Annotated in this window: 28 protein-coding genes; 16 read left to right on the top strand and 12 right to left on the bottom strand. The window is 39.2% G+C overall.

Annotation, left to right across the window (positions count from 1 at the left end; genetic code table 11):
* Positions 1-146: 146 nt before the first annotated feature.
* Both IQ236_RS04340 and IQ236_RS04335 read left to right on the top strand, forming a co-directional pair.
* Complete coding sequence (locus tag IQ236_RS04340) at positions 147-818, top strand: retropepsin-like aspartic protease family protein (RefSeq protein ID WP_193868132.1); 672 nt, start codon at positions 147-149, stop codon at positions 816-818.
* Positions 819-932: 114 nt separating this feature from the next.
* Positions 933-1,514 (top strand): retropepsin-like aspartic protease family protein, encoded by a 582-nt coding sequence (locus IQ236_RS04335; protein ID WP_193868131.1) that lies wholly within the window; start codon positions 933-935, stop codon positions 1,512-1,514.
* Between the two features lie 2 nt (positions 1,515-1,516).
* Here IQ236_RS04335 and trpD read toward each other — a convergent pair whose 3' ends face one another.
* Together trpD and IQ236_RS27595 are read right to left on the bottom strand one after the other, a co-directional pair.
* Positions 1,517-2,593, bottom strand: coding sequence for an anthranilate phosphoribosyltransferase (trpD, locus tag IQ236_RS04330; RefSeq protein ID WP_193868130.1), 1,077 nt, complete (start codon positions 2,591-2,593; stop codon positions 1,517-1,519).
* Positions 2,594-2,680: 87 nt separating this feature from the next.
* Positions 2,681-3,295, bottom strand: a complete 615-nt coding sequence (locus tag IQ236_RS27595; protein ID WP_228041417.1) for a L,D-transpeptidase — start codon at positions 3,293-3,295, stop codon at positions 2,681-2,683.
* Positions 3,296-3,588: 293 nt separating this feature from the next.
* Here IQ236_RS27595 and IQ236_RS04320 point away from each other — a divergent pair, with 293 nt between their 5' ends.
* Complete coding sequence (locus tag IQ236_RS04320; RefSeq protein ID WP_193868129.1) at positions 3,589-4,731, top strand: ATPase, T2SS/T4P/T4SS family; 1,143 nt, start codon at positions 3,589-3,591, stop codon at positions 4,729-4,731.
* A gap of 54 nt (positions 4,732-4,785) precedes the next feature.
* Here IQ236_RS04320 and IQ236_RS04315 read toward each other — a convergent pair whose 3' ends face one another.
* The 4 genes from IQ236_RS04315 to rpsO form a co-directional block, all read right to left on the bottom strand.
* Entirely contained in the window at positions 4,786-5,658 is an 873-nt protein-coding gene (locus IQ236_RS04315) for a hypothetical protein (RefSeq protein ID WP_193868128.1), read from the bottom strand.
* Between the two features lie 273 nt (positions 5,659-5,931).
* The gene (aroF, locus tag IQ236_RS04310; RefSeq protein WP_193868127.1) at positions 5,932-6,993 is read right to left on the bottom strand and encodes a 3-deoxy-7-phosphoheptulonate synthase; all 1,062 of its coding nucleotides are present in this window, start codon (positions 6,991-6,993) and stop codon (positions 5,932-5,934) included.
* Positions 6,994-7,112: 119 nt separating this feature from the next.
* Positions 7,113-7,649, bottom strand: a complete 537-nt coding sequence (locus tag IQ236_RS04305; RefSeq protein WP_193868126.1) for a PAM68 family protein — start codon at positions 7,647-7,649, stop codon at positions 7,113-7,115.
* An 84-nt stretch (positions 7,650-7,733) separates the two neighbouring features.
* Positions 7,734-8,003 carry a 30S ribosomal protein S15 gene (gene rpsO / locus IQ236_RS04300; RefSeq protein ID WP_072717223.1) on the bottom strand — a complete coding sequence of 90 codons (270 nt, stop codon included), beginning with the start codon at positions 8,001-8,003 and terminating at the stop codon, positions 7,734-7,736.
* 407 nt (positions 8,004-8,410) lie between these two features.
* Here rpsO and IQ236_RS28295 point away from each other — a divergent pair, with 407 nt between their 5' ends.
* Genes IQ236_RS28295 through IQ236_RS04290 form a run of 3 tightly spaced genes read left to right on the top strand, consistent with a single transcriptional unit; the run spans position 8,411 to position 9,088 of the window.
* Positions 8,411-8,644, top strand: a complete 234-nt coding sequence (locus tag IQ236_RS28295) for a DUF6883 domain-containing protein (protein ID WP_407676140.1) — start codon at positions 8,411-8,413, stop codon at positions 8,642-8,644.
* On the top strand, positions 8,641-8,910 hold the full coding sequence (locus IQ236_RS04295; RefSeq protein WP_193868125.1) for a DUF4926 domain-containing protein: 270 nt from the start codon (positions 8,641-8,643) through the stop codon (positions 8,908-8,910). Before IQ236_RS28295 ends, IQ236_RS04295 begins: the two co-directional genes overlap by 4 nt.
* Before the next feature lie 31 nt (positions 8,911-8,941).
* Positions 8,942-9,088, top strand: a complete 147-nt coding sequence (locus IQ236_RS04290) for a nucleotidyltransferase domain-containing protein (RefSeq protein WP_193868124.1) — start codon at positions 8,942-8,944, stop codon at positions 9,086-9,088.
* A gap of 307 nt (positions 9,089-9,395) precedes the next feature.
* Here IQ236_RS04290 and ruvA read toward each other — a convergent pair whose 3' ends face one another.
* Positions 9,396-10,025: a Holliday junction branch migration protein RuvA gene (gene ruvA, locus IQ236_RS04285; RefSeq protein ID WP_193868123.1), complete on the bottom strand. Its 630-nt coding sequence runs from the start codon at positions 10,023-10,025 to the stop codon at positions 9,396-9,398.
* Positions 10,026-10,258: 233 nt separating this feature from the next.
* On the opposite strand from ruvA, the gene IQ236_RS04280 reads away from it, so the two are divergent.
* Positions 10,259-12,877 (top strand): ATP-binding protein, encoded by a 2,619-nt coding sequence (locus IQ236_RS04280; RefSeq protein WP_193868122.1) that lies wholly within the window; start codon positions 10,259-10,261, stop codon positions 12,875-12,877.
* A gap of 202 nt (positions 12,878-13,079) precedes the next feature.
* A complete protein-coding gene (locus IQ236_RS04275) occupies positions 13,080-13,271 on the top strand; it encodes a hypothetical protein (protein WP_193868121.1) in 192 nt (63 codons plus the stop codon).
* A 221-nt stretch (positions 13,272-13,492) separates the two neighbouring features.
* Here the strand turns inward: IQ236_RS04275 and IQ236_RS04270 are convergent, their stop codons facing one another.
* Genes IQ236_RS04270 through rd form a run of 3 tightly spaced genes read right to left on the bottom strand, consistent with a single transcriptional unit; the run spans position 13,493 to position 15,219 of the window.
* Complete coding sequence (locus tag IQ236_RS04270; protein WP_193868120.1) at positions 13,493-13,795, bottom strand: Dabb family protein; 303 nt, start codon at positions 13,793-13,795, stop codon at positions 13,493-13,495.
* A gap of 2 nt (positions 13,796-13,797) precedes the next feature.
* Positions 13,798-15,045 carry a BaiN/RdsA family NAD(P)/FAD-dependent oxidoreductase gene (locus tag IQ236_RS04265; RefSeq protein ID WP_193868119.1) on the bottom strand — a complete coding sequence of 416 codons (1,248 nt, stop codon included), beginning with the start codon at positions 15,043-15,045 and terminating at the stop codon, positions 13,798-13,800.
* A gap of 9 nt (positions 15,046-15,054) precedes the next feature.
* Positions 15,055-15,219 (bottom strand): rubredoxin, encoded by a 165-nt coding sequence (rd, locus tag IQ236_RS04260; protein WP_072717232.1) that lies wholly within the window; start codon positions 15,217-15,219, stop codon positions 15,055-15,057.
* 95 nt (positions 15,220-15,314) lie between these two features.
* Between rd and IQ236_RS04255 the strand changes: the two genes are divergently transcribed.
* From IQ236_RS04255 to IQ236_RS04230, 6 genes are all read left to right on the top strand, one after another.
* A complete protein-coding gene (locus tag IQ236_RS04255; RefSeq protein ID WP_228041416.1) occupies positions 15,315-16,019 on the top strand; it encodes a polysaccharide deacetylase family protein in 705 nt (234 codons plus the stop codon).
* Positions 16,020-16,062: 43 nt separating this feature from the next.
* Entirely contained in the window at positions 16,063-18,516 is a 2,454-nt protein-coding gene (locus IQ236_RS04250; protein WP_193868118.1) for a Calx-beta domain-containing protein, read from the top strand.
* Between the two features lie 12 nt (positions 18,517-18,528).
* Complete coding sequence (locus tag IQ236_RS04245) at positions 18,529-20,097, top strand: S-layer homology domain-containing protein (protein WP_193868117.1); 1,569 nt, start codon at positions 18,529-18,531, stop codon at positions 20,095-20,097.
* A gap of 66 nt (positions 20,098-20,163) precedes the next feature.
* Positions 20,164-20,436, top strand: a complete 273-nt coding sequence (locus IQ236_RS04240) for a type II toxin-antitoxin system HicB family antitoxin (protein WP_193868116.1) — start codon at positions 20,164-20,166, stop codon at positions 20,434-20,436.
* A complete protein-coding gene (locus IQ236_RS04235; RefSeq protein WP_193868115.1) occupies positions 20,414-20,644 on the top strand; it encodes a type II toxin-antitoxin system HicA family toxin in 231 nt (76 codons plus the stop codon). Before IQ236_RS04240 ends, IQ236_RS04235 begins: the two co-directional genes overlap by 23 nt.
* A gap of 63 nt (positions 20,645-20,707) precedes the next feature.
* Positions 20,708-21,658, top strand: a complete 951-nt coding sequence (locus tag IQ236_RS04230) for a class I SAM-dependent methyltransferase (protein ID WP_228041415.1) — start codon at positions 20,708-20,710, stop codon at positions 21,656-21,658.
* A 231-nt stretch (positions 21,659-21,889) separates the two neighbouring features.
* Here the strand turns inward: IQ236_RS04230 and IQ236_RS04225 are convergent, their stop codons facing one another.
* On the bottom strand, positions 21,890-22,105 hold the full coding sequence (locus IQ236_RS04225) for a hypothetical protein (RefSeq protein ID WP_193868114.1): 216 nt from the start codon (positions 22,103-22,105) through the stop codon (positions 21,890-21,892).
* 160 nt (positions 22,106-22,265) lie between these two features.
* Positions 22,266-22,493, bottom strand: a complete 228-nt coding sequence (locus tag IQ236_RS04220) for a hypothetical protein (RefSeq protein WP_193868113.1) — start codon at positions 22,491-22,493, stop codon at positions 22,266-22,268.
* Between the two features lie 426 nt (positions 22,494-22,919).
* Here IQ236_RS04220 and IQ236_RS04215 point away from each other — a divergent pair, with 426 nt between their 5' ends.
* Positions 22,920-23,774, top strand: coding sequence for a DUF4384 domain-containing protein (locus tag IQ236_RS04215; RefSeq protein ID WP_193868112.1), 855 nt, complete (start codon positions 22,920-22,922; stop codon positions 23,772-23,774).
* 114 nt (positions 23,775-23,888) lie between these two features.
* Positions 23,889-24,865: tetratricopeptide repeat protein (locus IQ236_RS04210; protein WP_228041414.1), on the top strand; the 977-nt coding region annotated here is incomplete at its 3' end.

Raw genomic sequence — 24,865 nt, 5'->3', positions numbered from 1 at the left:
GCTGTTTACGATAGCGCGAAAGGTTGACATACTCCCCATTTAAGATAGAACACAGAACATAGCTAAAGGTAATCTTTGATCGGGAAAATTGACGCTGACTAAGATCTCTGTAACGATTAAAGCTAACGCTTGACTATCAGTAAAATATGAATACTTCCCCGTCTTTAGTCCGGTCACATCCCTTATCAGCTTTTGCAACTCTATGGCTGTATTATCTAAAGGTTTTGGCTGAACAAGCCCAAAGGCACGGTTTATCTCGGTTAATCCCTCTGTTTTCGATTTTATTATCAACCACAGGCTTTATCTTGAGTGATCCTCTCGGTGCGATCGCTCAAGAATACCCCGGTTGCTTTATGAAAACAAAAACCGGACAGATGCTTTCTTTAAATCAAGTTTGTATTTTTCCACAAACTGATGCAAAAACAGCGATTTCTCCCCTAGCAACACCCGGTATTTATCAAGCTAAAATTGTTAGAAGAGATGGAGGAATCCCGGTCATCCAAGTTGTATTTAATGGTCAACAACCCTTTGAAATGATGGTTGATACCGGAGCCAGTGGAACAGTCATTACTCCACTGATGGCAGAACTTTTAGGGGTCATTCCCTCCGGTCGAGGTAAAGCAGATACACCCAGTCAAAAAAATGTGGAATTTGATTTGGGTACTATTCAGAAACTGGAGGTAGCTGGGGCTATTAAAAATAATCTCACCGTTGCGATCGCTCCGACTTTAGATGTGGGTTTACTGGGTCAAGATTTCTTTGGAGAATATGATGTTACGATTAAAGCAGATATTGTTGAATTTCGAGCTAGGCAATAAAAGAATAAATAACTGCTTCGTGAATTAAGGTTCTGAGATTGTCATCATCACCTACCAGACCGAATGAAGAGATTGAACGCTCTAATCCTTAAACTAAAATAGCAGGGTAAGATTATGAGCCAAGTAATTTTAATTGATGTCTATTCCCTTAGACTAAGTTTTTCTGTCCTTTTGATGGGAGTTTTGCTCAGTGAAATTCCCGTTAAGGCTCAAGAATATCCGGGTTGTTTTATTCGTGAACCCTCTGGAAATGTTGAGAATTTAACGCAGTCGGTTTGTGGTTTATTTCCGACCTCAAATCCCCTATCTGCAAATCCAACAACACCCGGAGTTTTTCAAATTCCGATTAAACGCCGACAAGGAGGAATTCCCGTTATTGATGTTAATTTTAATGGTCAAAATACCTTTGAAATGTTATTAGATACGGGAGCAACTGGAGTTGTAATTACGCCTGCAATGGCAGATGCTTTAAAGGTGCAACCTTATGGAAATCTACCCATTAACACCGCCAGTGATCAATTGGTCAATCAACAGGTGGGTCGTGTAGATTCTATTAATGTCGGGGGATTACAAATGAGCAATGTGGAAGTGTCGATTTCTCCGGTCTTAGAAATCGGATTATTAGGACAGGGCTTTTTTGGAACATACGATCTCACCATTAAACAAGATGTGATTGAATTTCGCCCCCGTGCCTAATCTTAATCCTTGAGGAATTGTACCAATTGTTCGAGTTTTGACCACGCCGCACCGCTTTGCAAAATCTCTTGAGCTAAAGAGATCCCTTTTTGATGGCAACCCATAGGCACAGCACCCCCCACTTGTAATGCTAAAGAGGCATTCAGAGCCACGACATCTTGTTGAGCTTGTGTACCTTTTCCTTGTAATAAATTGCGAAGAATTTCAGCATTTTCTTCCACATCTCCCCCTTTAAGAGCCGTGATAGAGGCTGAAGTTAACCCCACATCTTGAGGGTTGAGGGTGGTTTGTTCAATCTGACCTTGGGATAAAATCGCTAAGTCAGTTATATCGCCTAACCCCGCTTCATCCAGTCTTTCCCGTCCATGTAACACAATCGCCACTTCTGTCCCCAATTCATTTAAAGCTTGAGCAATGGTGGGGAGCAATTTTGGGTCAAAAACCCCCATAACTTGTCCCGTGGGGCGCAGAGGGTTCACCAAGGGCCCCAATAAATTAAACACCGTTCGGACTTTTAGGGTTTGACGCAGGGGAACAACCGCTTTCATCGCCGGATGCCAACCCGGAGCAAATAAAAATGTAATTCCAACCGCCGATAACGCCTGGGTAACTTTTTCTCCGGGTGCTTTTAAGTTAACCCCCAAAGCTTCTAAAACGTCCGCAGACCCGACTTTACTCGATGCAGACCGATTTCCATGTTTGGCTACCGGAACCCCAGCCGCTGCTGCCACAAAGGCAACGGTTGTGGAAATATTAAAGGTTGAAGCACCATCACCTCCGGTTCCACAGGTATCAATGACACGGTAAGAAACAGAGGATTCTGTAGAGACGCGCCATGGCACGTCTCTACTACAGGACTGTAACACCGATGCCATTCCTGCTAATTCTTCTGCGGATACCCCTTTAGCTTGGATAGCTGCCAAAATAGCCCCAGACAGCACAGGAGGAACTGCTTCTTCCAACCATCCCCGCATCAATTGTGAAGCTTGGGTTATCGATAGGGATTGGCGGTCTAACAGTTGTTGTAATAACTCCGGCCAAAGATTGGGATGAATTTCAGGTGCAGCAGGGTTTGTCATGAATATGGATTTTTCAATAACCAGAATTCAGTTTACAGCATTTTTTCAATTAAACTTTAAAATCTGTAAAATCCCGATTATTTGTAACTAAGGTTCAACAATCACAGGGGTTCCGATTTTTACCATCTCAAATAAAGCCAAAACATCTTGATTAAACATCCGAATACAACCATGAGATGCGGCTTGTCCAACAGTTTCAGTATTCGGAGTTCCATGAAATCCAATATAGTTTTTTCCATCTGTCCAAAACCCAATCCAACGCTGACCTAACGGATTATCTGGCCCTGGAGGAATAATTTCTCCGGTAAGGGGATGTTCCCAAGTCGGACGGGTAATCATTTGAATCACTTGATATTGACCGACTGGAGTTTCCCAACCTTCTCGACCGACGGCGATAGGATAGCTGGTTTGTAATTGTTGATTGCGATAGACATAAACCCGACGTTCATTTAATTTAATCACCAGTTGCAAATTAACTTGAATGGAATCAGAACTGGGTTGTTTTAATGGGGGGAATAAGGTAGAAGTGGCAAATTTAGGGGTTCTGGGGGTTAAAAATTTAACCGGGGATGGTGCTAGAGGGATGGGGTTTTGAGGGGTAACAGATACCGCCAGCACGGGCTTTGGAGCTTTGTCTAAAAGTACCGTTGTCCCCAGAATAACGGCTATGAAATGTTTCAGAAAACCTTTTCTTCTAACCATTGCACTGTTTATATTGAGCAAAAAAATAATTTTAAGACGACATCATTACTTTTGACAAACTGAGTAGCTCTCACTGTTCCCGGTGCTTTGCTTGTCGTTCTAGCCAATATAGGTAATTTCCTTAAAGGCTGTTAAACTGAAGTTATAAAGATAACCGTTACCTATCCACTCTTCTTCACTTCCCCGGGTTGCAGATCTGGAATTTGAGTTGGAGTGCCTTTTTCAGAGAAGCTAATTCAGTCTGAATTAGCTCTAAACCTGGGAATATTAGACTAAGACACTATTAATAGAAAATGTTAGCTAAATCTCAAGCCACTGGAACAATTCCGTTGGACGCGCAGCAAATTTTCGGTTTAATTGACAGTATTTTACCGTTAGAAGTTTGCTTGCATTACCAAATTTTGCCGCTCTGTCTCAAAGATAATCAATTATATTTGGGCGTTGTTGATTCAGAAGATGAATCCGCCTTAGAATATGTTCAAAAGATTGTATCTTATATGAATTGCTCAATTGTAACTCAGATTATTTCCTCCGAAGAAGAAAGATCTGTGTTGTCTTCGTATTTATATTATACGCAACAGGCTCAAAAAACTGAACCAATTTCAACAAGTGTTGAACAAACCTTATCTTCTGAACCTCAAACTTCTTCCCAAACTTTTATACAAAATTCAGCAGTTCATTCTTCTGTTAAGTCTAAAAATATTACCCCGTCAGAACCTCTTGAATCTTTACCGTCACTGGTTGCTAATTTTTCTTCTGAGGTCGAAAAGTTTTCCCTGGAACCGATAGAATTAGCATCTCCAGGTTCCTTAAATTTACCCTCAGTTTTAGAGATTAAAACAACTGATTTAGAAAATCCGATGGAGGATTTAGCAATATTATCTCCCCATGATTTGTTACAAGAATTGTTAGGAAGAGTGTTAAAGGGGGGGATTGGGCGACTTTATTTTGAACGCCAAGAAGCCAATTCATCTCGAATATTATGGAGTCAGGATGGCGTTTTACAATCCGTTGTTGCGGGGTTAGAAGATCAACAATTTCAGGGGGTAATTAATGAGTTGAAATTATTAGTCGAATTTCCTTTAATTCCCGTTGATAAGCCTCAACAAGTTGAGATTGAACGAGTTTATCAAAATACCCATCTATTATTGCGGTTAAGAGTTACTCCCGGAAGCTTAGGAGAAGAAGCTAACTTACAGGTTTTACGAGGGGCTGCTTTAAAGTTTTATCAAAAACAACAGTTATCCAAATTGAGTTTAGATGCTTTACGGCTAACGCAGCAACTTCAAAATAAACTCAGTGAACTTAGCACTCGCCTTGCTGTAACGCCTTTATCCTCAGAAAATTTACGGTTATTAAATCAACTTTTGAAAACAATGGTTCAACAATCAGAAGCGTTAATTCAAAAAGGTCAAGATTCAGATACCACTCCTTAGAGGGTTGAGGGTTGACGGTTAACAACCAACAGCCAACCGTCAGCTATCTGAAGATTAATCAAAAATTAAACCCAGTAGTCCTTTCGTGTAAATATAACTGAAACCAATTTGAATCCCAAAATCTGTTTCATCTCGAATATATCCCACACTAGCACGGCCTGTAATTAAGAAACTGTAAGAAATGGGAATATCAATTCCGGCTACGGCTGAAGGGCCAACGCTAAAGTCATTATTAAAGATATCTTTGTAGATAATTCCTGCTCCTACAAAGGGTGAAAACCGAACCGCATTTGTTTCACTTCTGACTGGAAAATCAGCCGTCAGATGAACTAAACTGGCGCTATCGCTTCCGATGATAATTCCACCCGAATGTAGGGAAAAGTTTTCTGAAAATCCGGTTTTGGAGAGGCTCATTAAACCTCCTCCTCCTAAACCTGAACCATCTCCTGTAATTCCAATATTTCCTCCGAGTCCAACATAATTATAGTTATTACTTAAGCGACGACCATTCGCATCAGCGGCTTTCCGGGGATCTTCGGGTTTCTCTTCTCTTGCTTCAGGTTGTTGAGTAACGGGTAAGGATTGATCTGAATTTTGAGCAATATTCCACTCAACTCGCTCCATCCAATTATTACTTAAATCGGCGGCTTGTGTGGAGGGAAATGTGGTTTTAGCTTCTGATAAAGTTTGCGGTTGCTGTTGAATAACTTCCTCGGAGTTATTATTAAGTTCTGTACTTTCAACTGCTAACTGTTCAGGATTTGAATCCGTTGTTTCTGAGAGCGTTTTAGACGCAATTTCTACTGAAGATCCAACAATATTTTGTAAGGAGGATGGAGAGGAAAGTTCTTGAGCTAAAAGTTCACCCCCATTTAGGGTGAGTGCTATCGCAGTTCCTATAAAAGCCGTTGTATGGAGATTGGGCATCGGTAATTGCACTCCTCAACCAATAATTATTTCAGGAAATTTAACATTATTATTATATATAGTTTTCAGAGATTATTCCAGATGAGAAACTGTCACAAGCTGCTTAAAAATCTATCTTTAGACAGATGTAAAAAATAAAAACTCTTATTTTGATTACCAATAAAATAGTATTAGTTTTAAACTGTGGAAAATCAAAACCAATTTAAGGTAACAACACTCTCAAAATTTGACCCGGATGGTCAACCTGAGCATCTGAGCATCCGGGTCAAGGAATTAACCGACAACAGCCAGTTCTTTCGGCCAACGACCGACAGCTTTACCAATTATAGACAGTTCTTGCATTAAATGGTCAAACCGATCTGGGGTTAGAGATTGAGGGCCATCGGACAAGGCTTTTGCTGGGTTGGGATGGACTTCGATCATTAAAGAATCGGTTCCGGCGGCAATGGAGGCCATCGCCATGGAGGGAACGTATTCTGCGACACCAATGCCATGACTGGGATCGATCATAATCGGGAGGTGAGTCAGCGATCGCAATACGGGAATCACGGATAAATCCAGAGTATTGCGGGTATATTGACGGTCAAAACCCCGAACGCCCCGTTCGCATAAAATCACATTTGGGTTTCCACCTGCGAGAATATATTCTGCGGCCATTAACCATTCTTCAATGGTGGCAGACATTCCCCGTTTTAGCAGAACAGGTTTATCTTGGGCTCCCACTTTTTTCAACAAAGAGAAGTTCTGCATATTGCGAGCGCCAATTTGAATAATATCGGCGACTTCTCCTAATTTTTCCAAATCTTCAGCATCCATTAACTCCGTAATAATACCGAGTCCGGTGGCTTCCCGTGCCGCTGCTAATAACCCTAGGGCGCTTTCACCGTGTCCTTGAAACGCATAAGGAGAGGTACGAGGTTTAAAGGCCCCACCCCGCAGAAATTTAGCACCAGCGGCTTTCACTCGTTTAGCGGTTTCAATAATCATCTCTTCGTTTTCCACTGAGCAAGGCCCAGCAACGACAACGAGGGGATGGTGTTCGCTAAAGGTAACATCTCCAGCCGGAGTTGGAACGGTAACTTCGCTGGCTTCTCCTTGACGATAGGTGCGGCTGACCCGTTTATAGGGTTTTTCGACCCGTAAGACATCCTCAATGAAAGGACTCATTTCCCGCAGTTGCAAGGGGTCAAGGTCTGCCGTTTCACCGACTAACCCAATCACCACTTTGTGTTTACCAACAATTTTTTCCGGTGATAATCCCCAACTGGTGTTGAGATCTGCATTTAAACGTTCAATTTCGGCTTCCGGTGTGCCGACTTTCATTACTATAATCATTTATCCTGGAATGATCGGTTGATCAAACTTAAAAAACTGGAATTGTTTCAGAAAATACAGGGACGTTAAACTAAATTTAGCGTATTACAATTCAACTTTGGACGTAAAGTTTTGAATTCTTAATTTTTCTGATTTTTTTGCCGTGCAGCTTTCCATCCGTCCTGCATTCGCCCTAAATTGAGTTTAAATTCTTGCCAGCCTAAAACACTTCCTGAGACGTCTTCATCCCAGGATGCTGACAAAACGCCATAGCTTAAACCCACGACACTTAACCCAAAAAAACCCATACTAATCATCACAACAATGCTATGGGGAAAGAGAAACAAGTCTTGGGTAATTACAAAATAACTCCCAATGAATGTTCCTAAGCCCATCAGCAAAGGTAGTCCCGCTAAAACGACCATTCGAGAGAGCATCCGTTGACTGACTTGCTCTGGAATTGCCGTTTCTTCACGAGTATAACGACGCTTAGTGTCTTTCGTTTTTTGGGGTTGAGGTTGGGAAGAGGAAGCAGTCGCCTTGACCTTTTGATCAGGTTTTGTCGATTTAGGGTCTGAAGCCGCCTTAACAGGAGGTTTTGAAGTCGCTTTATTATTTTTTTTGCGATTTTTCCTCGGTTCAAAGGCGGGACGTGCGGGAGGACGTTCAGAGGACATAGGTTTAAAAGATGGGTCTGGAAATGCAGGAGGAAAGCTAAGGTCACAGATTAAGGCTTCGGTTGTTACGCCAGTCGCAGAATTCTAACCCCGAATACCCAGACGTGCAATTAAGGCTTTATAGCGTTCTCTATCTTGACCTTGTAAGAAGCTTAACAGACGCTTGCGACGGCCAATCATCAGTAAAAGTCCACGCCGAGAGGAGTGATCTTTTTTATTGATTTTTAAGTGTTCGCTGAGTTTATTAATGCGTTCGGTCAGCATTGCCACTTGCACCTCACAGGAACCGGTATCGGTTTCATGGGTTTGGTGCTCGGACATGATTTCTTGTTTACGCTGCTGTGTGAGAGCCATAGTTGTTGAATCTCAAGTTAATCCGTAATTTGCCACAATCATTTAGAATACCATACTTTTGATCAGTTTTAATGGGTGTCAGGTGTTGCTGATGCTGGATGAGTTGAGTCAAGGCTATTTGCGTCTATTCACGTCTACGGGAATTTTGCAGGGGTGTGGCTTGCTCCGAAAATTCATCCCTCATCGCTGAAATTGCCTTCCCAACAGATGTCACAAAGGATTTATATTGCTTTCGAGCCCTGTGAGGTACAGTTTATCGTTGATCTAAACACTAGCCAGTAAGGATATTCGGGATTCACTACTTTCACAACCCTCCAACATAGGCTATCTTATATGCCACCCCAAATTAGCCGATTGAATTCGGCTTATATTTATCAAGTTTTGAACTCTTGAACTTGAAATAGAAGATCGATCCCCCCTCATTAGACAATTGGCAACAACTTGAACAAGACCTAAGAAACCAAATTCTGACCCAACCTGCTGAACTTGTCGAAACTAACCGTTATGGTCAAAAATATATAATTCGTGCAACACTTCGAGGTCAAAATAATGTTGAACTCAAGACCTTAACAATATGGATAGTTAACAACTATACAACCCGATTTGTAACTCTAGTGCCAGACAAAGGAGAAAATCAATGAAACAACAATATCCTCTATTTTCCCAAGTCGCCCTAACTGAAGATTTACCCGAATATCAACTCAAACGAGGCGATATTGCTACCATTGTTGAGTATTATCCAATGGATAATCAAGAAGATGGGTATAGTTTAGAAGGGTTTGATGTCCTGCATATTACCATTGAAGTTGCCGCCTCACAAATTATTCCGGTTAGTCAGTATTGGGAAGAAGCGATTTTAGACAAGTTACGTCAGCTATCCCAAACTAGACAGCGACAACTTGAATAATACCTGGAATTTCTATACCATAAAGAAAAAAATGAACCCCAAAATCCAACAGATTATACAAAAACTCAAAACCGAATTTGAGCAACTCTATCAAAACCGCTTATTTACCCTGATTTTATTCGGTTCACAAGCTAGAGGAGATGCAGATATGGGTTCAGAAAACGGGTTGAATCTCTAATTACAATTATTGAGTCACTTTCTAAGGAAGAACGGATTCTCCTTGAACAAAAATTATTTCTTGATCTCTCTTCCCCTTCCCCAGAAGAAATCGCACATTTAGCCGATTCAGAAGGGACATTTAACTTTCTTAATCATGAACCTGATCTATATACCTTAGAAGATGGAGAGGAAATTAAATGGTAGTAAAAAAAGAGATATTGTTATAGCTTTTCAACTATAATTGATTACAGACTTATTTCTTTATGTCCTTGTGTCTTCATGCTAATAATAATCCTAGCCCCAAACACACAAAGACACAAAAATCTTCAAGTCCCTTGACTTAACCAAGCGATCGCACTCCTGATCCATTCGTCAGAATTTGTTTGTTTAACTAAGCTAGAATCTTGACTAATCGCTTGTAACGCTTGCATGACTTCAGCACCAGTATAACCGAGGGCGAGTAAGGTCATTTCGACTTCTTCCTGAATGTGGGGGGCTATTCCAGAGGGAGCAGAAAGGAGTCCCGCTTGATTTCGCCATTCCGAGAGTTTGGTTTTCAGTTCCAGGGCGATGCGTTCTGCGGTTTTGTTTCCGACGCCTGGGGTTTTAGCTAAAACGCGAGTATTACCCCCAACAATGGCTTGAATGAGATCTTGAAGTCCCAGAGTATCCAGAAGGGCGATGGCCAGTTGAGTTCCAATCCCGCTAACGCTAATTAATTGGCGAAATAAATCTCGTTCAGCCATACTAGAAAAACCATACAAAACCATTTGATCTTCTCGAACTTGTAGGTGAGTGAAGATTTGTGTGGTCTCGCCCAAGGGGGGTAATTCCATTCTCATACGAGGTAAAATTTGCAGTTCGTATCCGACGTTATTAACCTCCAGTAATAACGTAACTCGATTTCCATTTCCTTTCTGAATATCTGCGATGATCCCTGTGAGAGAGCCAATCATATAAAATAATAAAATAATGCCGATGAACTAAACATTTTTAGCTGAAAATTCAGTTAAAATTAGAGGCAGATTCAAGATCTGGATGTTGATTGGGTTCAAGCTTGACTCCGTAATAGGAATTAGAAGTTGAGCCGTTGTCCAAATCAAGTATTCTCTATTCTAAGGGCATTGACCCGATGAATTCAGTGTAAGGGTGTATTATACATTATTCTCACTCATTATGCTGTTTTCAGATGTCAAAAAGATTACTGAAAAGATGGGTAAATCAAATTGCTAGAGGTGTTCCTCTGCGAGCAATTCTTGTCGTTCCTTTTGTTCTACAAACCTTTATTGCAGTGGGTTTAACAGGATGGTTATCCCTGCGAAATGGTCAAGAAGCCGTTAATGAAGTCGCAACTCAACTTCGCCAGGAAATTAGTAATAAAATAGAACAACATCTTGATTATTATCTTCAATTTCCTACTCTGATTAATAAAATTAATTCCGAAGCCATTTATTACCCTCGTTTTAATATTAATGAACCTGCTCTCATTGAAGAACATTTATTGAATTATCTTCAATTATTTCCCAACGTTAATTCAATCTTATTCGCTTCCGAGGAAAAAGTATTTATAGAAGCCAGAAAGCTATCTGATCAGCAGATCGTTCTCTTTAGTTCAAGCTCAGATACTAATTTTTCTTTATTTTACTATAACTTGGATTCTAAGTGGAATAAAATCAAGAGTTATAAAATGATAGATAATCTTGATCCCCGTCAAGAATTATGGTACAAAAATATTATTAATGGAAAAGGTAAAACCGTTTGGAGTCAAGTTTCTGAAGATTTAGAGTTTGAGGATCAATTAGCAATCATACAAGGAATTGCCCTTTATGATGAGAACCAAAATCTATTAGGAATTACAGGGGTTAAAATTTCTTTAAATCATATTAATCACTTTTTACAAAATTTAAAAATTGGTCAATCAGGACAGACTTTTATTTTAGATCAAAGTGGAAAATTAATTGCAAGTTCTATTCCTGACAAAAATGCTTTATTTCAGTCTCCAAATTCTGTAAGTTATCAACAGGATTTAATTCAATCGACAATGCGATTTTTATTTAATAACTTTAGAGATTTCCACAAGATTAAAACCACTCAAAATCTGAATTTTAAATTAAATGGAGAACAACAATTTGTTCAGGTTGTCCCTTTTAATGATTCCTCTGGACTGCAATGGTTAATCGTCGTGGTCATTCCTGAATCAGATTTTATGGATAAAATCTATGAAAATACTCGAATTACGATTTTACTCTGTATTACAGCTTTATTTGTTGCCATTTTATTGGGTTCAATTACGTCTCGTTGGGTAACCCAATCAATTCAATCTATGAGTCAAGCCGCTTCAGCAATTTCTCAAGGGGACTGGAATAAAATTGTTATCGGAAGAACCAAGGAATTATTTAATTTAGCTCAACTTTTTAATACAATGGCGAAGCAATTACAGCTTTCTTTTGCTGCGTTAAAACAAAGAGAAGCGAATCTAACTGAAGCTCAAAAATTAGCTCATATTGGAAGTTGGGAATGGGATTTAAGAACCCACAATTTTACTTGTTCTGATGAGTTATTAAGAATTTTAGGACAAGAAGATAATGATTTAACATTTCATCACTATTATCAACTCATTCATCCTGATGATCAATACACCTATCAAGAGATGATTCATCAAGCCATTGAAGAAGGATATAGCTTTGAATTAGATTATCGGATGATGAGGATAGATGGGTCGATTCGATATGTCTATGGAAAAGGTCAACCAACCGTTAATTCCCAAGGAAAAACAATTCGATTGTTGGGAACAGTTATGGATATTAGCGAACGAAAATTAGCAGAAAAAGCACTCAAAAATTCGGAAGCGGAATTAAAACAAAAAACCCAGCAACTTGAACAAACCTTAGAAGAACTTCAAAAAACCCAAGCGCATTTGATTCAAAGTGAAAAAATGTCAAGTTTAGGTCAGTTAGTGGCTGGAATTGCCCATGAAATTAATAATCCGGTGAGTTTTATTTATGGTAATATTATTTTTGCTAAAGAATATGCCGAAAATTTAATTGAATTGATTGAGATTTATAAACACAGTTATCAACCCAACCCAGAAGTAATTGAAAAAACTGAAGCCATTGATTTAGAGTATTTATTACAGGATTTTCCTAAATTAATTGATTCTATGAAAATGGGTGCAGATCGAATTCAGTGTATTGTTAAATCCTTAAGAAATTTTTCTCGTTTAGATGAATCACCGATTAAAAATATTGATATTCATGAAGGTTTAGAAAACACGTTATTGATTTTGCAAAGTCGCCTAAAAAATTCGGTTGAGAAAGCTCCCATTGAAATTATTAAAGATTATGGTAATCTTCCGAAAGTGGAATGTTATGCTGGGTTATTAAATCAAGTTTTTATGAATATTTTAGTTAATGCCATTGATGCAACGGAAGAATATAATAGCCACCGTTCAGAATTAGAACTTCAGGAACACCCCTCATGGATTAAAATTAAAACGGAATTTATTCAAGGTCAACCTTTAGCTTCTTCAGGATTATATTCTCGATTTAACCGCTTTCAAAGGGTAGCTGAGGATAGTATTAGAATTAGAATTAAAGATAATGGCCCCGGAATTTGTGAATCCACTCAAAAACGGCTTTTTGATCCCTTCTTTACAACAAAACCGTTAGGAAAAGGAACGGGATTAGGATTATCCATTAGTTATCAAATTATTACGGAAAAACATCGAGGTCAATTACAATGTTTATCGGAAACAGGAGTGGGAACAGAATTTATGATTACAATTCCTGTGTCTCAAAGTCACGCTTAATAGTATCAAATAGATAGCCGTTTTCTATTAATGCGGTTGGGCGCTGGATCAAAGTCCTGAAATCCTGTATAATTTGGGGGTAAGTCTAGCGTTTAGTATTATTATCGTCCTATTGATTTTGAAAATTATTGATCGTAGAATTAAACTTCAAAAATAGGTTAATCTAAAGCCAGATTCATAAAAATTTTGAGGAGATAAATTCATGGGAAAACAATCTAAACTCAAACAAAAACGACAAGATTTAAAAAACAATCCTCCTGAAGTCTTAGCCGTTAACGAGGATCTTAATCCGACTCATTTTGTAGAGACAATGGAAAAACAAGGTTATCAGTTAAAAACCTCCAATTCCTGTCCCAATCTTCCTGAAAAACAGGATGGAAAGCCTCAACTTTAATCTAGGATGAGCTTAACCTAGTCATAATACCTAAATTTTTAATGGACAGATATAGCAATCCGTGTAGGATTTATGAAAAAGTTCTGTAGGGGTGATGTCCCTCCAAACCTAGGCGCAAAGAGGGTTTGGAAACCAAACCCCTACAATAAAATATTACAACCTATTGGGGATTGCTATATAGGGATTTATGATAGCTAAAGCCCCTCCTAACTTGATGAGAATTAGGGGTAAACATCAAAATCAAAAGCGATCAAATCATCTAAATAATTTAAGACCATTGCTTTAACTTTCTCATGTTCAGGATGGGGTAAATAAGCATCTCGATGGTCGGCTGTTTCAAAGGTCATAATAAATCCATGAGTGTAGCCTTGATTTAATCCTTCAGGACTAGAATAGGAGCCACCATTAAACTCAATTATCCCCGGAATTAAGTTTTTAAGTTCAGCTAAATGAGTAAATATCTGATCAATTTGATCGGGACTAACTTCGGGTTTAAACTTGAGCAAAACGAGATGTTGAATCATGATTAAATGTCCTTTAATTTGCCTATAGATTGTCCGGCTAACCATCCGGTTGTCCAAGCACTTTGAAAGTTAAATCCTCCGGTAATTCCATCAATATCTAACACTTCTCCGGCTAAATATAACCCTGGACAACAACGACTTTCCATCGTTTTAAAGTCAACTTCTTTTAAGTTTACACCGCCACAGGTAACAAATTCTTCTTTAAACACACCTTTTCCTGTAATCTTATAGCTTCCTTGGGTTAATTCTTGAATCAGTTGATTTAAAGATTTATTAGAAATTTCAGACCAGCGTTTTTCTTCATCAATACCAATATAATTAACTAATTGTTTCCACAAACGACGGGGTAAATCAACAGGACAATTTGCAGCAATTAACCGCTTAGGAAATTCAGATTTTAAACCTAATAATTGCTCTTTTAATTGTTCGGGATGTTCCTGGGGTAGCCAATTAATTTGTAGCGGAGATTTATAACCACAATCATATAAAACCCGTGCCCCCCAAGCTGATAATTTTAAGATTGCTGGCCCACTTAATCCCCAGTGGGTAATTAATAACGGCCCCGTTTGTTCTAGTTTCGCTTGAGGCAATTTAACCCGCACTGAACTAACGGAAACTCCGGCTAAATCTTGCAGCCTTTGATCTTTAATATTAAAGGTAAATAAAGAAGGAACGGGAGGAATAATTGTATGTCCTAAAGCTTGGGCAAAGCGATAACCAGAGGGGTTATTTCCCGTTGCTAATAAGAGGCGATCGCTTTCTAAAATTTCTCCGGTTTTCAGTTGAATTTTAAAGGGATAAGTGTTAGAATTATGATGAGAAATAGCAGTAACAGGAACTTGAGTTTTAATCCTAACGCCTGCCTGTTCTGCAACCCGCATTAAACAATTAACAATTGTAGCAGAATCATCCGTTGTCGGAAACATTCGCCCATCAGATTCTGTTTTTAATTGCACCCCCTGACGAGTAAACCATTCAACAGTATTTTTAGCTTGAAATCGACTAAAAGCCCCCCGTAATGCTTTACTTCCTCTGGGGTAATTCTGCACAAATTGAGTCGGTTCAAAACAAGCATGGGTGACATTACAGCGCCCCCCTCCAGAAATTCTAACTTTGGCAAGGGGTTGCTGTCCGGCTTCTAGCAAAATGACTTGAGTATGGGGGTGGTAAGTTGCACAAGTAATGGCGCCAAAAAAACCAGCCGCCCCGCCGCCAATTACAATCACTTTTACCGGATGTAAACTAGACAAATTAATCCTCTATTCTTCTATTACTTCAAAATCTTTTTTTTCAGCTTGGCAAAGCGGACAAATCCAATCTTCGGGGATCTCTTCAAACGGTGTATCTGGATCAATACCGCCATCTGGATCACCGTATCCGGGATCGTAGGTATAGCCACAGACTGTACAAACATACTTTTTCATGGTTAAATTTGTCCATAAATTGCTGATCAATATCGTACATTTTTTGTAACTCTATTCGAGTTTATTTATGCAAAGTTTTGTAAACTTTAATTACCATGAAACATCCTTTCCATTTTAAACTGCAATTGGCTCCCTTTTTTCCCTATTTACATCCGCTTTTAACCCCAACTTTTCCCCGTTGTTTATGGACGGGGGATTTATCTCAACCTGAAATTTGCTTAACCTTTGATGATGGGCCCCATCCAGACTATACTTTAGAATTATTAAAAGTTTTAGATTCCTATCAGATTCCAGCCAGTTTTTTTTGGTTAGGACAATCGGTAGAGCGCTATCCTAAAATTGCCCAAGCGGTTTATCAACGCGGTCATTGGATTGGATTACATGGTTATCAACATCAATCCTTCCCTTTCTTAACAGAAATAGAATTAAAAAATAGCTTAGAAAAAACCCAAGATGCTATTTTAAAAGCCTGTGGTCTTGAGCCTGAATTGGTCTTAGATGTTCGTCCTCCCAACGGATTATTTTTACCGCAAACATTGACTTTATTAACAAGCTGGGGATATCGTCCGGTGATGTGGAGTGTTGTACCCGAAGATTGGGTGCATCCTGGGGTTGATGTGGTGACTCATCGCGTGATCAAACAAACCCGAAATGGGTCAATTATTGTCCTCCATGATGGGGATTACGGGGGAAAAGATGTCGCAAAAACGGCTGAAAAAATTATTCCTAAATTGTTAGAACAAAACTATCGATTTGTAACAATTCCTAAATTTTGGCAGTCAGCAAAACCAGTGATATGATCAGCAATGTTAGTGTTTTAATTTCAGTTCACCCAATGATATCATGGTGCTAAAACCGGAAACCGATCTTACAACAGGTCAACTTCGCTTAGTTGGAGATAATACCCCCGAAGATGTGAGATTCTTCCCTGGAGAATTAGCAGTATTTCCATTAGGTGCTTTTTTATTAGGAGGAGATGATACCGTTCGAGGGTCATCTGATCCTGAACGAATTTATGGAAATAGAGATAATGATCTTTTATTTGGAGAAGGGGGAAATGATACCCTTTTTGGAGGTCAGGGAAACGATCAAATTTTAGGAAATCTGGGTAATGATCTCCTATTTGGAGAAGATGGAAATGATCAATTTTTTGGGTTTGTAAATCCAGATAATCCTTCTCAATTAGCAGGTCTTGAAGGAGATGATACCATTTATGCGGGGTCAGGAGATGATCAAATTCGAGAGAATGAAGGCAAGGATTTAATATTCGGAGGTCAAGGCGATGATGAATTAAGAGCGGGGTTAGAAAATGATATCATTGAAGGTAATGACGGTAATGATTTTATTGGAGGAGAAGATGGGGATGATACAGTTTCTGGAGGGAATGGAAATGATCAGGTTCGAGGGGATGCGGGAAATGATTTAGTGACAGGAAATACTGGAGATGATCAGCTATCGGGGGGAACAGAAAATGATACTTTATTTGGGGGTCAAGGGAATGATCAATTGACCGGAGATGCAGGAGATGATCGCCTGTCTGGGGATGAAGGAATTGATACTTTAATGGGTGGAGATGGCAAAGATATTTTTGTTATAGAGAGTAGTCAATTAGGTAATAACCCGGAATCATCGGAAATAATTGTAGATTATAAACCCGGAGAAGATATTATTTTTTTAACGGGGGATTTAGGATTTGAAGATTTAACTCCTAAACCTGACCCTCGAACGGAAAATAGCACTATTTTAGAAGCAAAATCTGGAGGAATTGTTGCGGTATTACAAGGTATTAAACCGGATCAAATTAATCGATCTAACTTTATTATTCCTGGAGTTGTAGAATTTAGTTCTAATGAATTTGCGGTTAATGAAAATGGGACAGCGATCACTCCCGTTACTGTTGTTAGAAATAGTGGAAATGATGGAGAAATTAGCGTCACCGTTGTTCCGGTTCGTACTCCCTTAACACCCCCTGATCATCAAATTAATACAAATCCCATTGTTGTTAAGTTTGGAAATGGAGATAATACCCCCAAAATTATTACGATTCCCATTGCTAATAATACTGTTCCTAATTATGCAGCCAATGTTCGTTTAACCTTAGAAAATCCCACAAATTTTGCTCAACTGGGAACCCCTAATCAAGCTTTGTTAAACATTATTGATGATGAAATTCCCCCTGCTTCTGTAGGAACTTTAATCAATCCCATTCCTGAAACCTCTGCTGAATTTGGTTCGGCTTTATCCAGAGTTAGTAATAATTTTGCGGTAGTCGGTGCACCGGGTCAAACTAATAATCAAGGAATTGCTTATTTATTTGATCTGACGACTCAACAACCCACATTAACCTTTCGTAACCCTTCCCCCAGCGCTGGTAATTCATTTTTGGGTCAATCTGTTACGACAACATTAGAAGATAATGTCATTATTGGCGCTCCTCAAGATAATAGTTTAGCACCCAATTCAGGGGCGGTTTATGCCTTTAGTACCGCCACAGGAACGCCCTATTTAGCCTTAAATAATCCGACCCCAGATGTCTTTGATTTATTTGGCTATTCCGTTGCCACTATCGGTAATAATATTATAGTCGGAGCACCCAATGATTCCACATTAGTCCCCGGAGGAGGAACAGTTTATTTATTTCAGGGAAATACGGGTCAATTATTACAAACTTTTTTCAATCCTAACCCTCAACCGAATGACTTTTTTGGAGCTTCTGTTGCTGCGGTGGGTGGAGATAGAATATTAATTGGCGCACCTGCTAGTTTAACACCAGGAGGAGGTCAGCAACCCGGTGAAGCTTATATTTTTGATAGTGTTACCGGACAACTTTTACAAACCTTTAGAAATCCTAATCTAGGGTTAGATAATTTTGGTTATTCCGTCGCTTGGTCGGGAATTGGTCGAGATATTTTAATCGGTGCACCTGGAGATGACTCAGGAGGAATTAATACCGGAACAACGTTTTTATTGGATGGTATAACAGGGGCGGTTTTACAAACCTATAATGCGCCTCAAATAGAGGATAATAATCAATTTGGTCAAGCTTTATCCTTAATCGGAAATGATGTTTTAATCGGTTCCCCAGGTTATGGATTAGCAAATTTAGGAGGAACATTCCGCTATGAATTAAGAACCGGAAATTTACTCCAAACTTATTTAAGTCCCGTTACGGATAATTCCGATACAGACTTGAATTTTGGAGCATCTGTTACCAGTGTTGGTAATCTTATATTGGTGGGTGTTCCGGGTTTGGATACAACCTTGGCGAGTGTCGGTGCTGTTTATCAATTTGTTTAAATTAGGAGTAATATGAACAGAAAATTTTACCTTCCCCAGCTTAAATTATTTATTGTTGTTGTTTTAGGAGTCATCTTAACTCATAAATCTTTACCCTTAGTTTATCCCGTTTTAGCCCAAAATCCTAAAACCTTTGAGGATATAAAAGGTCATTGGGCGCAAAACTGTATTGAAGAATTAGCTCAAAAAAATATTGTTAAAGGCTATTATGAAGATGATACTTTCCGCCCTGACGAACCCGTAAATCGAGCAGAATTTGCTGCGATTATCAGTCAAGCTTTTCCTAAAATTCCTAAAACTGAAAAAGCCATTGATTTTGTGGATGTTCCTACGGATTATTGGGCTTATAAAGCCATCCAAAATGTTAATCAAAGAGGGTTTATGTCAGGATATTTAGGCAGTATTTTTAATCCGTTATTAAATATCCCTAGAGTACAAGCCTTAGTCGCCTTAGTTAATGGTTTAGATTATAAACCCAGTCAAGTTTCCTCTCAACAATTAACCCAAATATTTGAGGATGGGTCAGATATTCCTGAATATGCAAAAAAAGCGATCGCAACAGCAACAGAAAATTGGTTAGTCGTTAATTATCCCAATGTTCGACGATTAAACCCCAATAAACCTGCGACTCGTGCAGAAGTTGCGACTTTCGTTTGTCAAGCCATTTCCGCAGATCAAAAACAAGCTTTAGTTCCCACTCAATATATTGCTAGAGTAGCAATTTCTGAACCTTCACAAGCCCAGTCAGAACCCAAACCCAAACCATCAACCCCTGCGGTTACAATGCAACCCCAAACAACCCCTCCCATTGAATCCAGACCGGAATCCTATCCCGAAATTAAGGATTTAAAGGTGCAAAAAATAGCAAAATTAGGGGATATTAAAGCTGAATTATTAGCAGATTCCGAGAGTACAATTCAGTTAATGCAAATTAAAATTAGCCGAAAAGGAGATTTAGTTTCTGAAGATGTTGTGTCAATGGCAACTTTAGCAGCACCGGGGGTTAAAACCGTTAAAACGGGGAGAGTCCTTGATTTTAAAGTGTTAGATTTAGATAATGATAAAGAACCTGAAATTTTAGTAGATTTATTAATTGATGAGGATAACAATCGTAAAAGTTACTCTTCGGTTATTTATCGATATAGCCCCATAAAAAAAGAATATAGAGATGTGCAACAAAAATGGGGTTTAACGTCCTATCGACTGAATACAGAGAACCTAGAAACCCCGATTTTGATTCATTATGATCAACGATTTAGCAAAGAATTTCAAGTCTATACTCCTGAACAATTACCTTTACAGATTTTTCAATATCAGTTTGGAGAATTTCAAGATGTCACCCAACAATATTCTGAATTCCTCGAAGAACATAACGCTGTTTTATTGCAAGAAATTAATAAACGTCGTCGCCTCAAACAAGATTTAAAAGCAGTTTTAGCTGCTTATTTAGCGCAACAGTATTTACTCGGTCAAGCAGACGCAGGCTGGAAAACTATTGAGGAAATGTATCAAACCCCCGATAGAAACCAATTTTTTACTGAACTTCGCCAATGGTTGAAAAAGACAGGATACATGGAATAAAACTTCATAAATACATTGACTCAGATATTCTATAATAAGAAAAATGCAATCAATTTAGGATGAGCAATGGCTGTACAGTATATCCTCAGTGATTATGTTGAACAGGCAATGGCTGAAGCAGTTTATGACAAACTGGAAGATCAGAGTTTTGTTGGAAAAATCCCTATTTGTAAAGGAGTTATTGCTTTTGGTTCAACCTTAAAACAATGTGAACAAGAATTGCGTTCAACTTTAGAAGATTGGATTTTATTGGGGATCAAATTGGGGCATCCATTACCCATTATTAATAATATTGATTTGAATCAGGAGCCTCAACTTGAGCCGATGGAAACCTTCTAAACGACGGGAGTTTATTCAGAAATTACAGAAGCTTGGCTTTTCTGGCCCTTTTTCAGGAAGTAAACATCAGTTTATGATTTATGAAAACCATCGTCTTACTGTTCCCTCTAATGATGAATATTCTGTTCCTCAGTTGCGAATTATGATTCGAGAGGTTGAAGATATTTTAGGCCAGCAAATTACCCTAAAAAAATGGGATAGCCTGTAACTTTTTCTGATCTCATTCTATTTTATGATAAATTAATCCCTTGTTTTCAATCATTTTCAAACCATGATTAACGCCAAACTCAAACCAGACTGGGCAGGAGAAGATTTTCTGTCTAAAATTGTTAACGTTTTAATCCAAACCAAACCGCTTTACAGTTTAATGAAACTTCAAGCGAGACAAGTTTTAATTAAAACCGCCGAAAAAAATGGGGTTCAGTGGCGGAAAACTTGTCAAGAATTAGACACATCAGGAGCAAAAGAACTGTTAAAAAGTGTCACAAATCCTAATATTAAATATCCCGATTATTATCAAGTTCCCTTTCATGCTTATGATGAAGGAAATCTATGCTGGTTAGCCGCTTATGAAGCTGAACCTGCAACAAAAGCAATGGGGTTACGAGTCTGGCCAAAGGAACAAATTACCTGGGAAACCGCAGAACATCGGTTACGGTCTAGCTTCCATGAAATCCTAGGCAAATATTGTCCTGAAAAGGTGGAAAATGTGTTAGATATTGGTTGTTCTGTGGGGATGTCAACTCTGCCATTACATCGTTATTTAGTACAGAAATATGGTGATAATATTAGAACAGTGGGGTTAGATTTATCCCCTTATATGTTAGCAGTTGCAAAAGTTCGAGATCAACAGGGAGAAATTGCCGAATGGAGACAGGAACTCGCTGAAAATACGAGTTTCCCCGATAATAGTTTTGATATTGTTACCCTGCAATTTCTATTACATGAACTCCCGAATAAACCCAGTCGAGATATTTTTCAAGAAGCACTCAGAATTTTACGTCCGGGGGGGTGTTTAGCCATTGTCGATAATAATCCGAAATCAGAAGTGATTCAAAATTTACCACCAGCGTTATTTATTCTGATGAAAAGTACCGAACCCTGGAGTGATGAATATTACACTTTTGATGTAGAAAATACCTTAAAAGAGGTTGGGTTTGATTATAAAATAACAGTTCCCAGTGACCCTCGCCATCGGACAATTATTGCTATAAAACCCTAACCCCGTTGTTGCACTTTAGTGCCATCTTAATTTTAAGATCCTAGTTGTTGCACTTTAGTGCCATCTTAATTTTAAAATGATAGTAGATGGTGCGTGCGCGTTGCTTACGCACCCTACAAATTATAGTTAGGATAATGCGATCGCTTCCAGAAACCGGGTTTCTAAAACCATCTGGATTTGATAGAATTAATCTCAAGGAGAAACCCGGTTTCTTGAGTCTTGGCGATCGCCCTAATGGAATTTTTTCTGATAGTAAGAGTGTTGGTGATTTTCAAACATAGAGGAAACCATCACAGCGCCGATGACACCGCCCAAAATTCCTCCAACAGTCGCTCCAACAGGGCCACCAACAGCAGAACCAGCCCAAGCCCCTAGTTTAATCGGCCCGAAAAATGCAGTTTGAACCGCAGCCGTATGAGGATCTTGATGTACGAGATGATGTTGCATAATATGTTTCTCCTGAATTTATAGCTCTGTGTAGTAGCAAAAACTTGAGGTGATGATGCTTTTATAGCCTCTACGATAATTCGTTTATTTTTAGCTATAAAGCATCATATTAAATAGGTAAAATCAATCGGAAAGTCAGTCGGTTTAAACAACAGTAAACCTACTGTTTTCCACCCCCTAAAGCACTTGCAATTCCCGCAGCAATGGCAGCACCAGGAGCAAAACCCGTCACTGTACAAACAAGAGCAGCACCCACAATACCCCATTTTGTTACTATTACCCACGTCGGTTGATGAACGTGAATATGGGGATGGGGATAGTGCCGGTGGTGATGACCGTGACAGTGGTTTAATCCATGAGTTGGACAATAGTTAAAGTTACCAGACATGGGGATTCCTCCGTTGATTGTATTAATAACTTTGACCTACGAATCTATATTTTCGAGGCACTTTTAATCTAGCGTTCTTAACTTGAAATAGCAAGTTTAAAGCATCTGTTTTTGTCGATTTTTGTCGATGTCGATTTTTGTCGGTTTTTGTAATTATCCTTGATACTTGAAAAGCTAAATGCTATAAAAAGAATAACAATTTAATTCTCGGACAGATGGGAACACAGAAACCGGGTTTCTGAACAAATCTTGAAGGGATACAATCAATCTCCAAGAGAAACCCGGTTTCTTGATTATGTGCGATCGCTCCCAGAAACCGGGTTTCTGAACAAATCTTAAAGGGATACAATCAATCTCCAAGAGAAACCCGGTTTCTCTGAGGTTATCTGCTACGGTTAATGGGTATTTACAAAGGAATTGAAAACAATGAAAACGTTAACGCAATTGTATGATGAATATGAAGGCGATTTTATTGATGGGATGGTTAATCGCTTTAAGTTTTCGGGGAAACAAGAAGTAGTTTTTCGCAAACGCTTTATTAAAGATAATGATGGCTGCCTTCATCAGAAACTTGCTGATAAATTGACAAAATATTTAATTGATCAGGAAAAACAAGATCCAGGTCAAATTTTTCGGCAAACCTTAGCTGCAATTTGTGATAAACTTGAAGAAATCGGATGTCCAGCCAGTAAAGGTGCGGAGCGCTGGAAAAATTGCCGATGCTGGTTACGGGAGGTTATGTTTCCGCAATGGGCAAAAGAACAGGGTTTAATCAAACCGAAATCCATTGATGAATGTTGGCAGGAATTAAAGGAAAAAGTTGCTCATCCAAAAGGATTAACCGTCGAAATACCCGCTTTAGGAAATATGGGGGCTAGACCCAACCGCAAACGCCACGAAATTCCGGTTAATAGCAATTTAATTTATCGGGTTGATTTTCCGAAACTAGGGCATTTAATGTTATTTGAACGGGAACCGAACGGAACCATTGTTTGTTTGTGTCCTTCCGAGTTTGCCCCAGAGTCCGAGTATCCGGGGAAAGAGACGAAGTTACCCCATCCCAACTCCGAATATCAATATTTTGGCTCCGATGAGCTAGGCTGGGAACAACTGGTTGCGGTGATTACGCCTGAGTTACCCCCGTTGCAGTGGTTGGAGGATAGCCGCCAAGAAGCGTTAGAACTGAGTCCAGACCATTTAGCAGAAGTGTTGGACTATTTGCAGCAGCAACCTAACGCTGATGTGTTATATACGGAATATTTAGTGATTGCTAAGGCATAAAACAGTAATTTGCTTTTTGCTCAGTGAACTGGCTTTATCAGCGAAACATGATGCAACAAGATGTCTTTTATGACTTATGAAGAATACTAGAGGGTGAAAAGGAATTTACACAATATGAATGATGAACAAATTGCACTCTATACTCAGTTAATTAAGGCAGTTAAGGATTCTCCACTTGGTGAGGAATGGCAAATTTTAAATCAATTTCCTCATTTAATTGATGAAAATTTGATTATCATAATGAAACAAGCTATTGTTGTTTTAGCAAACCGAGGAGAACGAGACGCAGCAGATCGTTTTGTTAAGTTAGTTATTCAACTGAAGGATAAATTATCTCAATCCGATCCAGTTGCTCAGTCAAACAAACAACAAAATACTTGGGAACAGCTAAATCAACAATTTAAACAGCTTTGTAACGAAGGCAAATCTAATGAAGCGATAGAGATTGCTGAAGAAAGCTTAACTTTAGCTCAATCCCTTTACCCAGGTGATCACCGTCGTATGGCAACCAGTCTAAATAACTTGGCAATAGTCTACGACAACCAAGGATATTATGAGAAAGCCGAACCCCTCTACCAACAGGCATTAGAGATGACACAACGCCTATTTAAGGGCGATCATCCTTATGTAGCAACCAGTCTGAATAACTTAGCACATCTCCATAACTCCCAAGGACGCCACGAAAAAGCCGAACTCCTCTATCAACAGGCATTAGAGATGTGGCAACGCCTATTTCAGGGCGACCATCCTGATGTGGCACTCAGTCTGAATAACTTGGCAGAACTCTACAAGTCCCAAGGACGCTACTCAGAAGCGGAACCCCTCCACCTACAGGCATTAGAGATGAGAAAACGCCTATTTAAGGGCGACCATCCTGATGTGGCAGGCAGTCTGAATAACTTGGCATCTCTGTACAACTCCCAAGGACGCGACGAGAAAGCCGAACCTCTCTACCTAGAAGCATTAGAGATGTGGCAACGCCTATTTCAGGGCGACCATCCCCATGTGGCAAGCAGTCTGAATAACTTGGCAACACTCTACGACTCCCAAGGACGCTACTCGGAAGCCGAACCCCTCTGCCAACAGGCATT

The sequence above is a fragment of the Planktothrix mougeotii LEGE 06226 genome, from assembly GCF_015207485.1.
GTDB lineage: Bacteria > Cyanobacteriota > Cyanobacteriia > Cyanobacteriales > Microcoleaceae > Planktothrix.
Note: the sequence above shows the minus strand (reverse complement) of the source record. Positions and strands in the feature narration are given on the sequence as shown.

What these genes read in the sequence shown, in the direction of transcription:
- IQ236_RS04340 (WP_193868132.1), top strand. Translation starts at nt 147, where the DNA reads ATGAATACTTCCCCGTCTTTAGTCCGGTCACATCCCTTATCAGCTTTT.
- IQ236_RS04335 (WP_193868131.1), top strand. Translation starts at nt 933, where the DNA reads ATGAGCCAAGTAATTTTAATTGATGTCTATTCCCTTAGACTAAGTTTT.
- trpD (WP_193868130.1), bottom strand. Translation starts at nt 2,593, where the DNA reads ATGACAAACCCTGCTGCACCTGAAATTCATCCCAATCTTTGGCCGGAG.
- IQ236_RS27595 (WP_228041417.1), bottom strand. Translation starts at nt 3,295, where the DNA reads ATGGTTAGAAGAAAAGGTTTTCTGAAACATTTCATAGCCGTTATTCTG.
- IQ236_RS04320 (WP_193868129.1), top strand. Translation starts at nt 3,589, where the DNA reads ATGTTAGCTAAATCTCAAGCCACTGGAACAATTCCGTTGGACGCGCAG.
- IQ236_RS04315 (WP_193868128.1), bottom strand. Translation starts at nt 5,658, where the DNA reads ATGCCCAATCTCCATACAACGGCTTTTATAGGAACTGCGATAGCACTC.
- aroF (WP_193868127.1), bottom strand. Translation starts at nt 6,993, where the DNA reads ATGATTATAGTAATGAAAGTCGGCACACCGGAAGCCGAAATTGAACGT.
- IQ236_RS04305 (WP_193868126.1), bottom strand. Translation starts at nt 7,649, where the DNA reads ATGTCCTCTGAACGTCCTCCCGCACGTCCCGCCTTTGAACCGAGGAAA.
- rpsO (WP_072717223.1), bottom strand. Translation starts at nt 8,003, where the DNA reads ATGGCTCTCACACAGCAGCGTAAACAAGAAATCATGTCCGAGCACCAA.
- IQ236_RS04295 (WP_193868125.1), top strand. Translation starts at nt 8,641, where the DNA reads ATGAAACAACAATATCCTCTATTTTCCCAAGTCGCCCTAACTGAAGAT.
- IQ236_RS04290 (WP_193868124.1), top strand. Translation starts at nt 8,942, where the DNA reads ATGAACCCCAAAATCCAACAGATTATACAAAAACTCAAAACCGAATTT.
- ruvA (WP_193868123.1), bottom strand. Translation starts at nt 10,025, where the DNA reads ATGATTGGCTCTCTCACAGGGATCATCGCAGATATTCAGAAAGGAAAT.
- IQ236_RS04280 (WP_193868122.1), top strand. Translation starts at nt 10,259, where the DNA reads ATGTCAAAAAGATTACTGAAAAGATGGGTAAATCAAATTGCTAGAGGT.
- IQ236_RS04275 (WP_193868121.1), top strand. Translation starts at nt 13,080, where the DNA reads ATGGGAAAACAATCTAAACTCAAACAAAAACGACAAGATTTAAAAAAC.
- IQ236_RS04270 (WP_193868120.1), bottom strand. Translation starts at nt 13,795, where the DNA reads ATGATTCAACATCTCGTTTTGCTCAAGTTTAAACCCGAAGTTAGTCCC.
- rd (WP_072717232.1), bottom strand. Translation starts at nt 15,219, where the DNA reads ATGAAAAAGTATGTTTGTACAGTCTGTGGCTATACCTACGATCCCGGA.
- IQ236_RS04255 (WP_228041416.1), top strand. Translation starts at nt 15,315, where the DNA reads ATGAAACATCCTTTCCATTTTAAACTGCAATTGGCTCCCTTTTTTCCC.
- IQ236_RS04250 (WP_193868118.1), top strand. Translation starts at nt 16,063, where the DNA reads ATGGTGCTAAAACCGGAAACCGATCTTACAACAGGTCAACTTCGCTTA.
- IQ236_RS04245 (WP_193868117.1), top strand. Translation starts at nt 18,529, where the DNA reads ATGAACAGAAAATTTTACCTTCCCCAGCTTAAATTATTTATTGTTGTT.
- IQ236_RS04240 (WP_193868116.1), top strand. Translation starts at nt 20,164, where the DNA reads ATGGCTGTACAGTATATCCTCAGTGATTATGTTGAACAGGCAATGGCT.
- IQ236_RS04230 (WP_228041415.1), top strand. Translation starts at nt 20,708, where the DNA reads ATGATTAACGCCAAACTCAAACCAGACTGGGCAGGAGAAGATTTTCTG.
- IQ236_RS04225 (WP_193868114.1), bottom strand. Translation starts at nt 22,105, where the DNA reads ATGCAACATCATCTCGTACATCAAGATCCTCATACGGCTGCGGTTCAA.
- IQ236_RS04220 (WP_193868113.1), bottom strand. Translation starts at nt 22,493, where the DNA reads ATGTCTGGTAACTTTAACTATTGTCCAACTCATGGATTAAACCACTGT.
- IQ236_RS04215 (WP_193868112.1), top strand. Translation starts at nt 22,920, where the DNA reads ATGAAAACGTTAACGCAATTGTATGATGAATATGAAGGCGATTTTATT.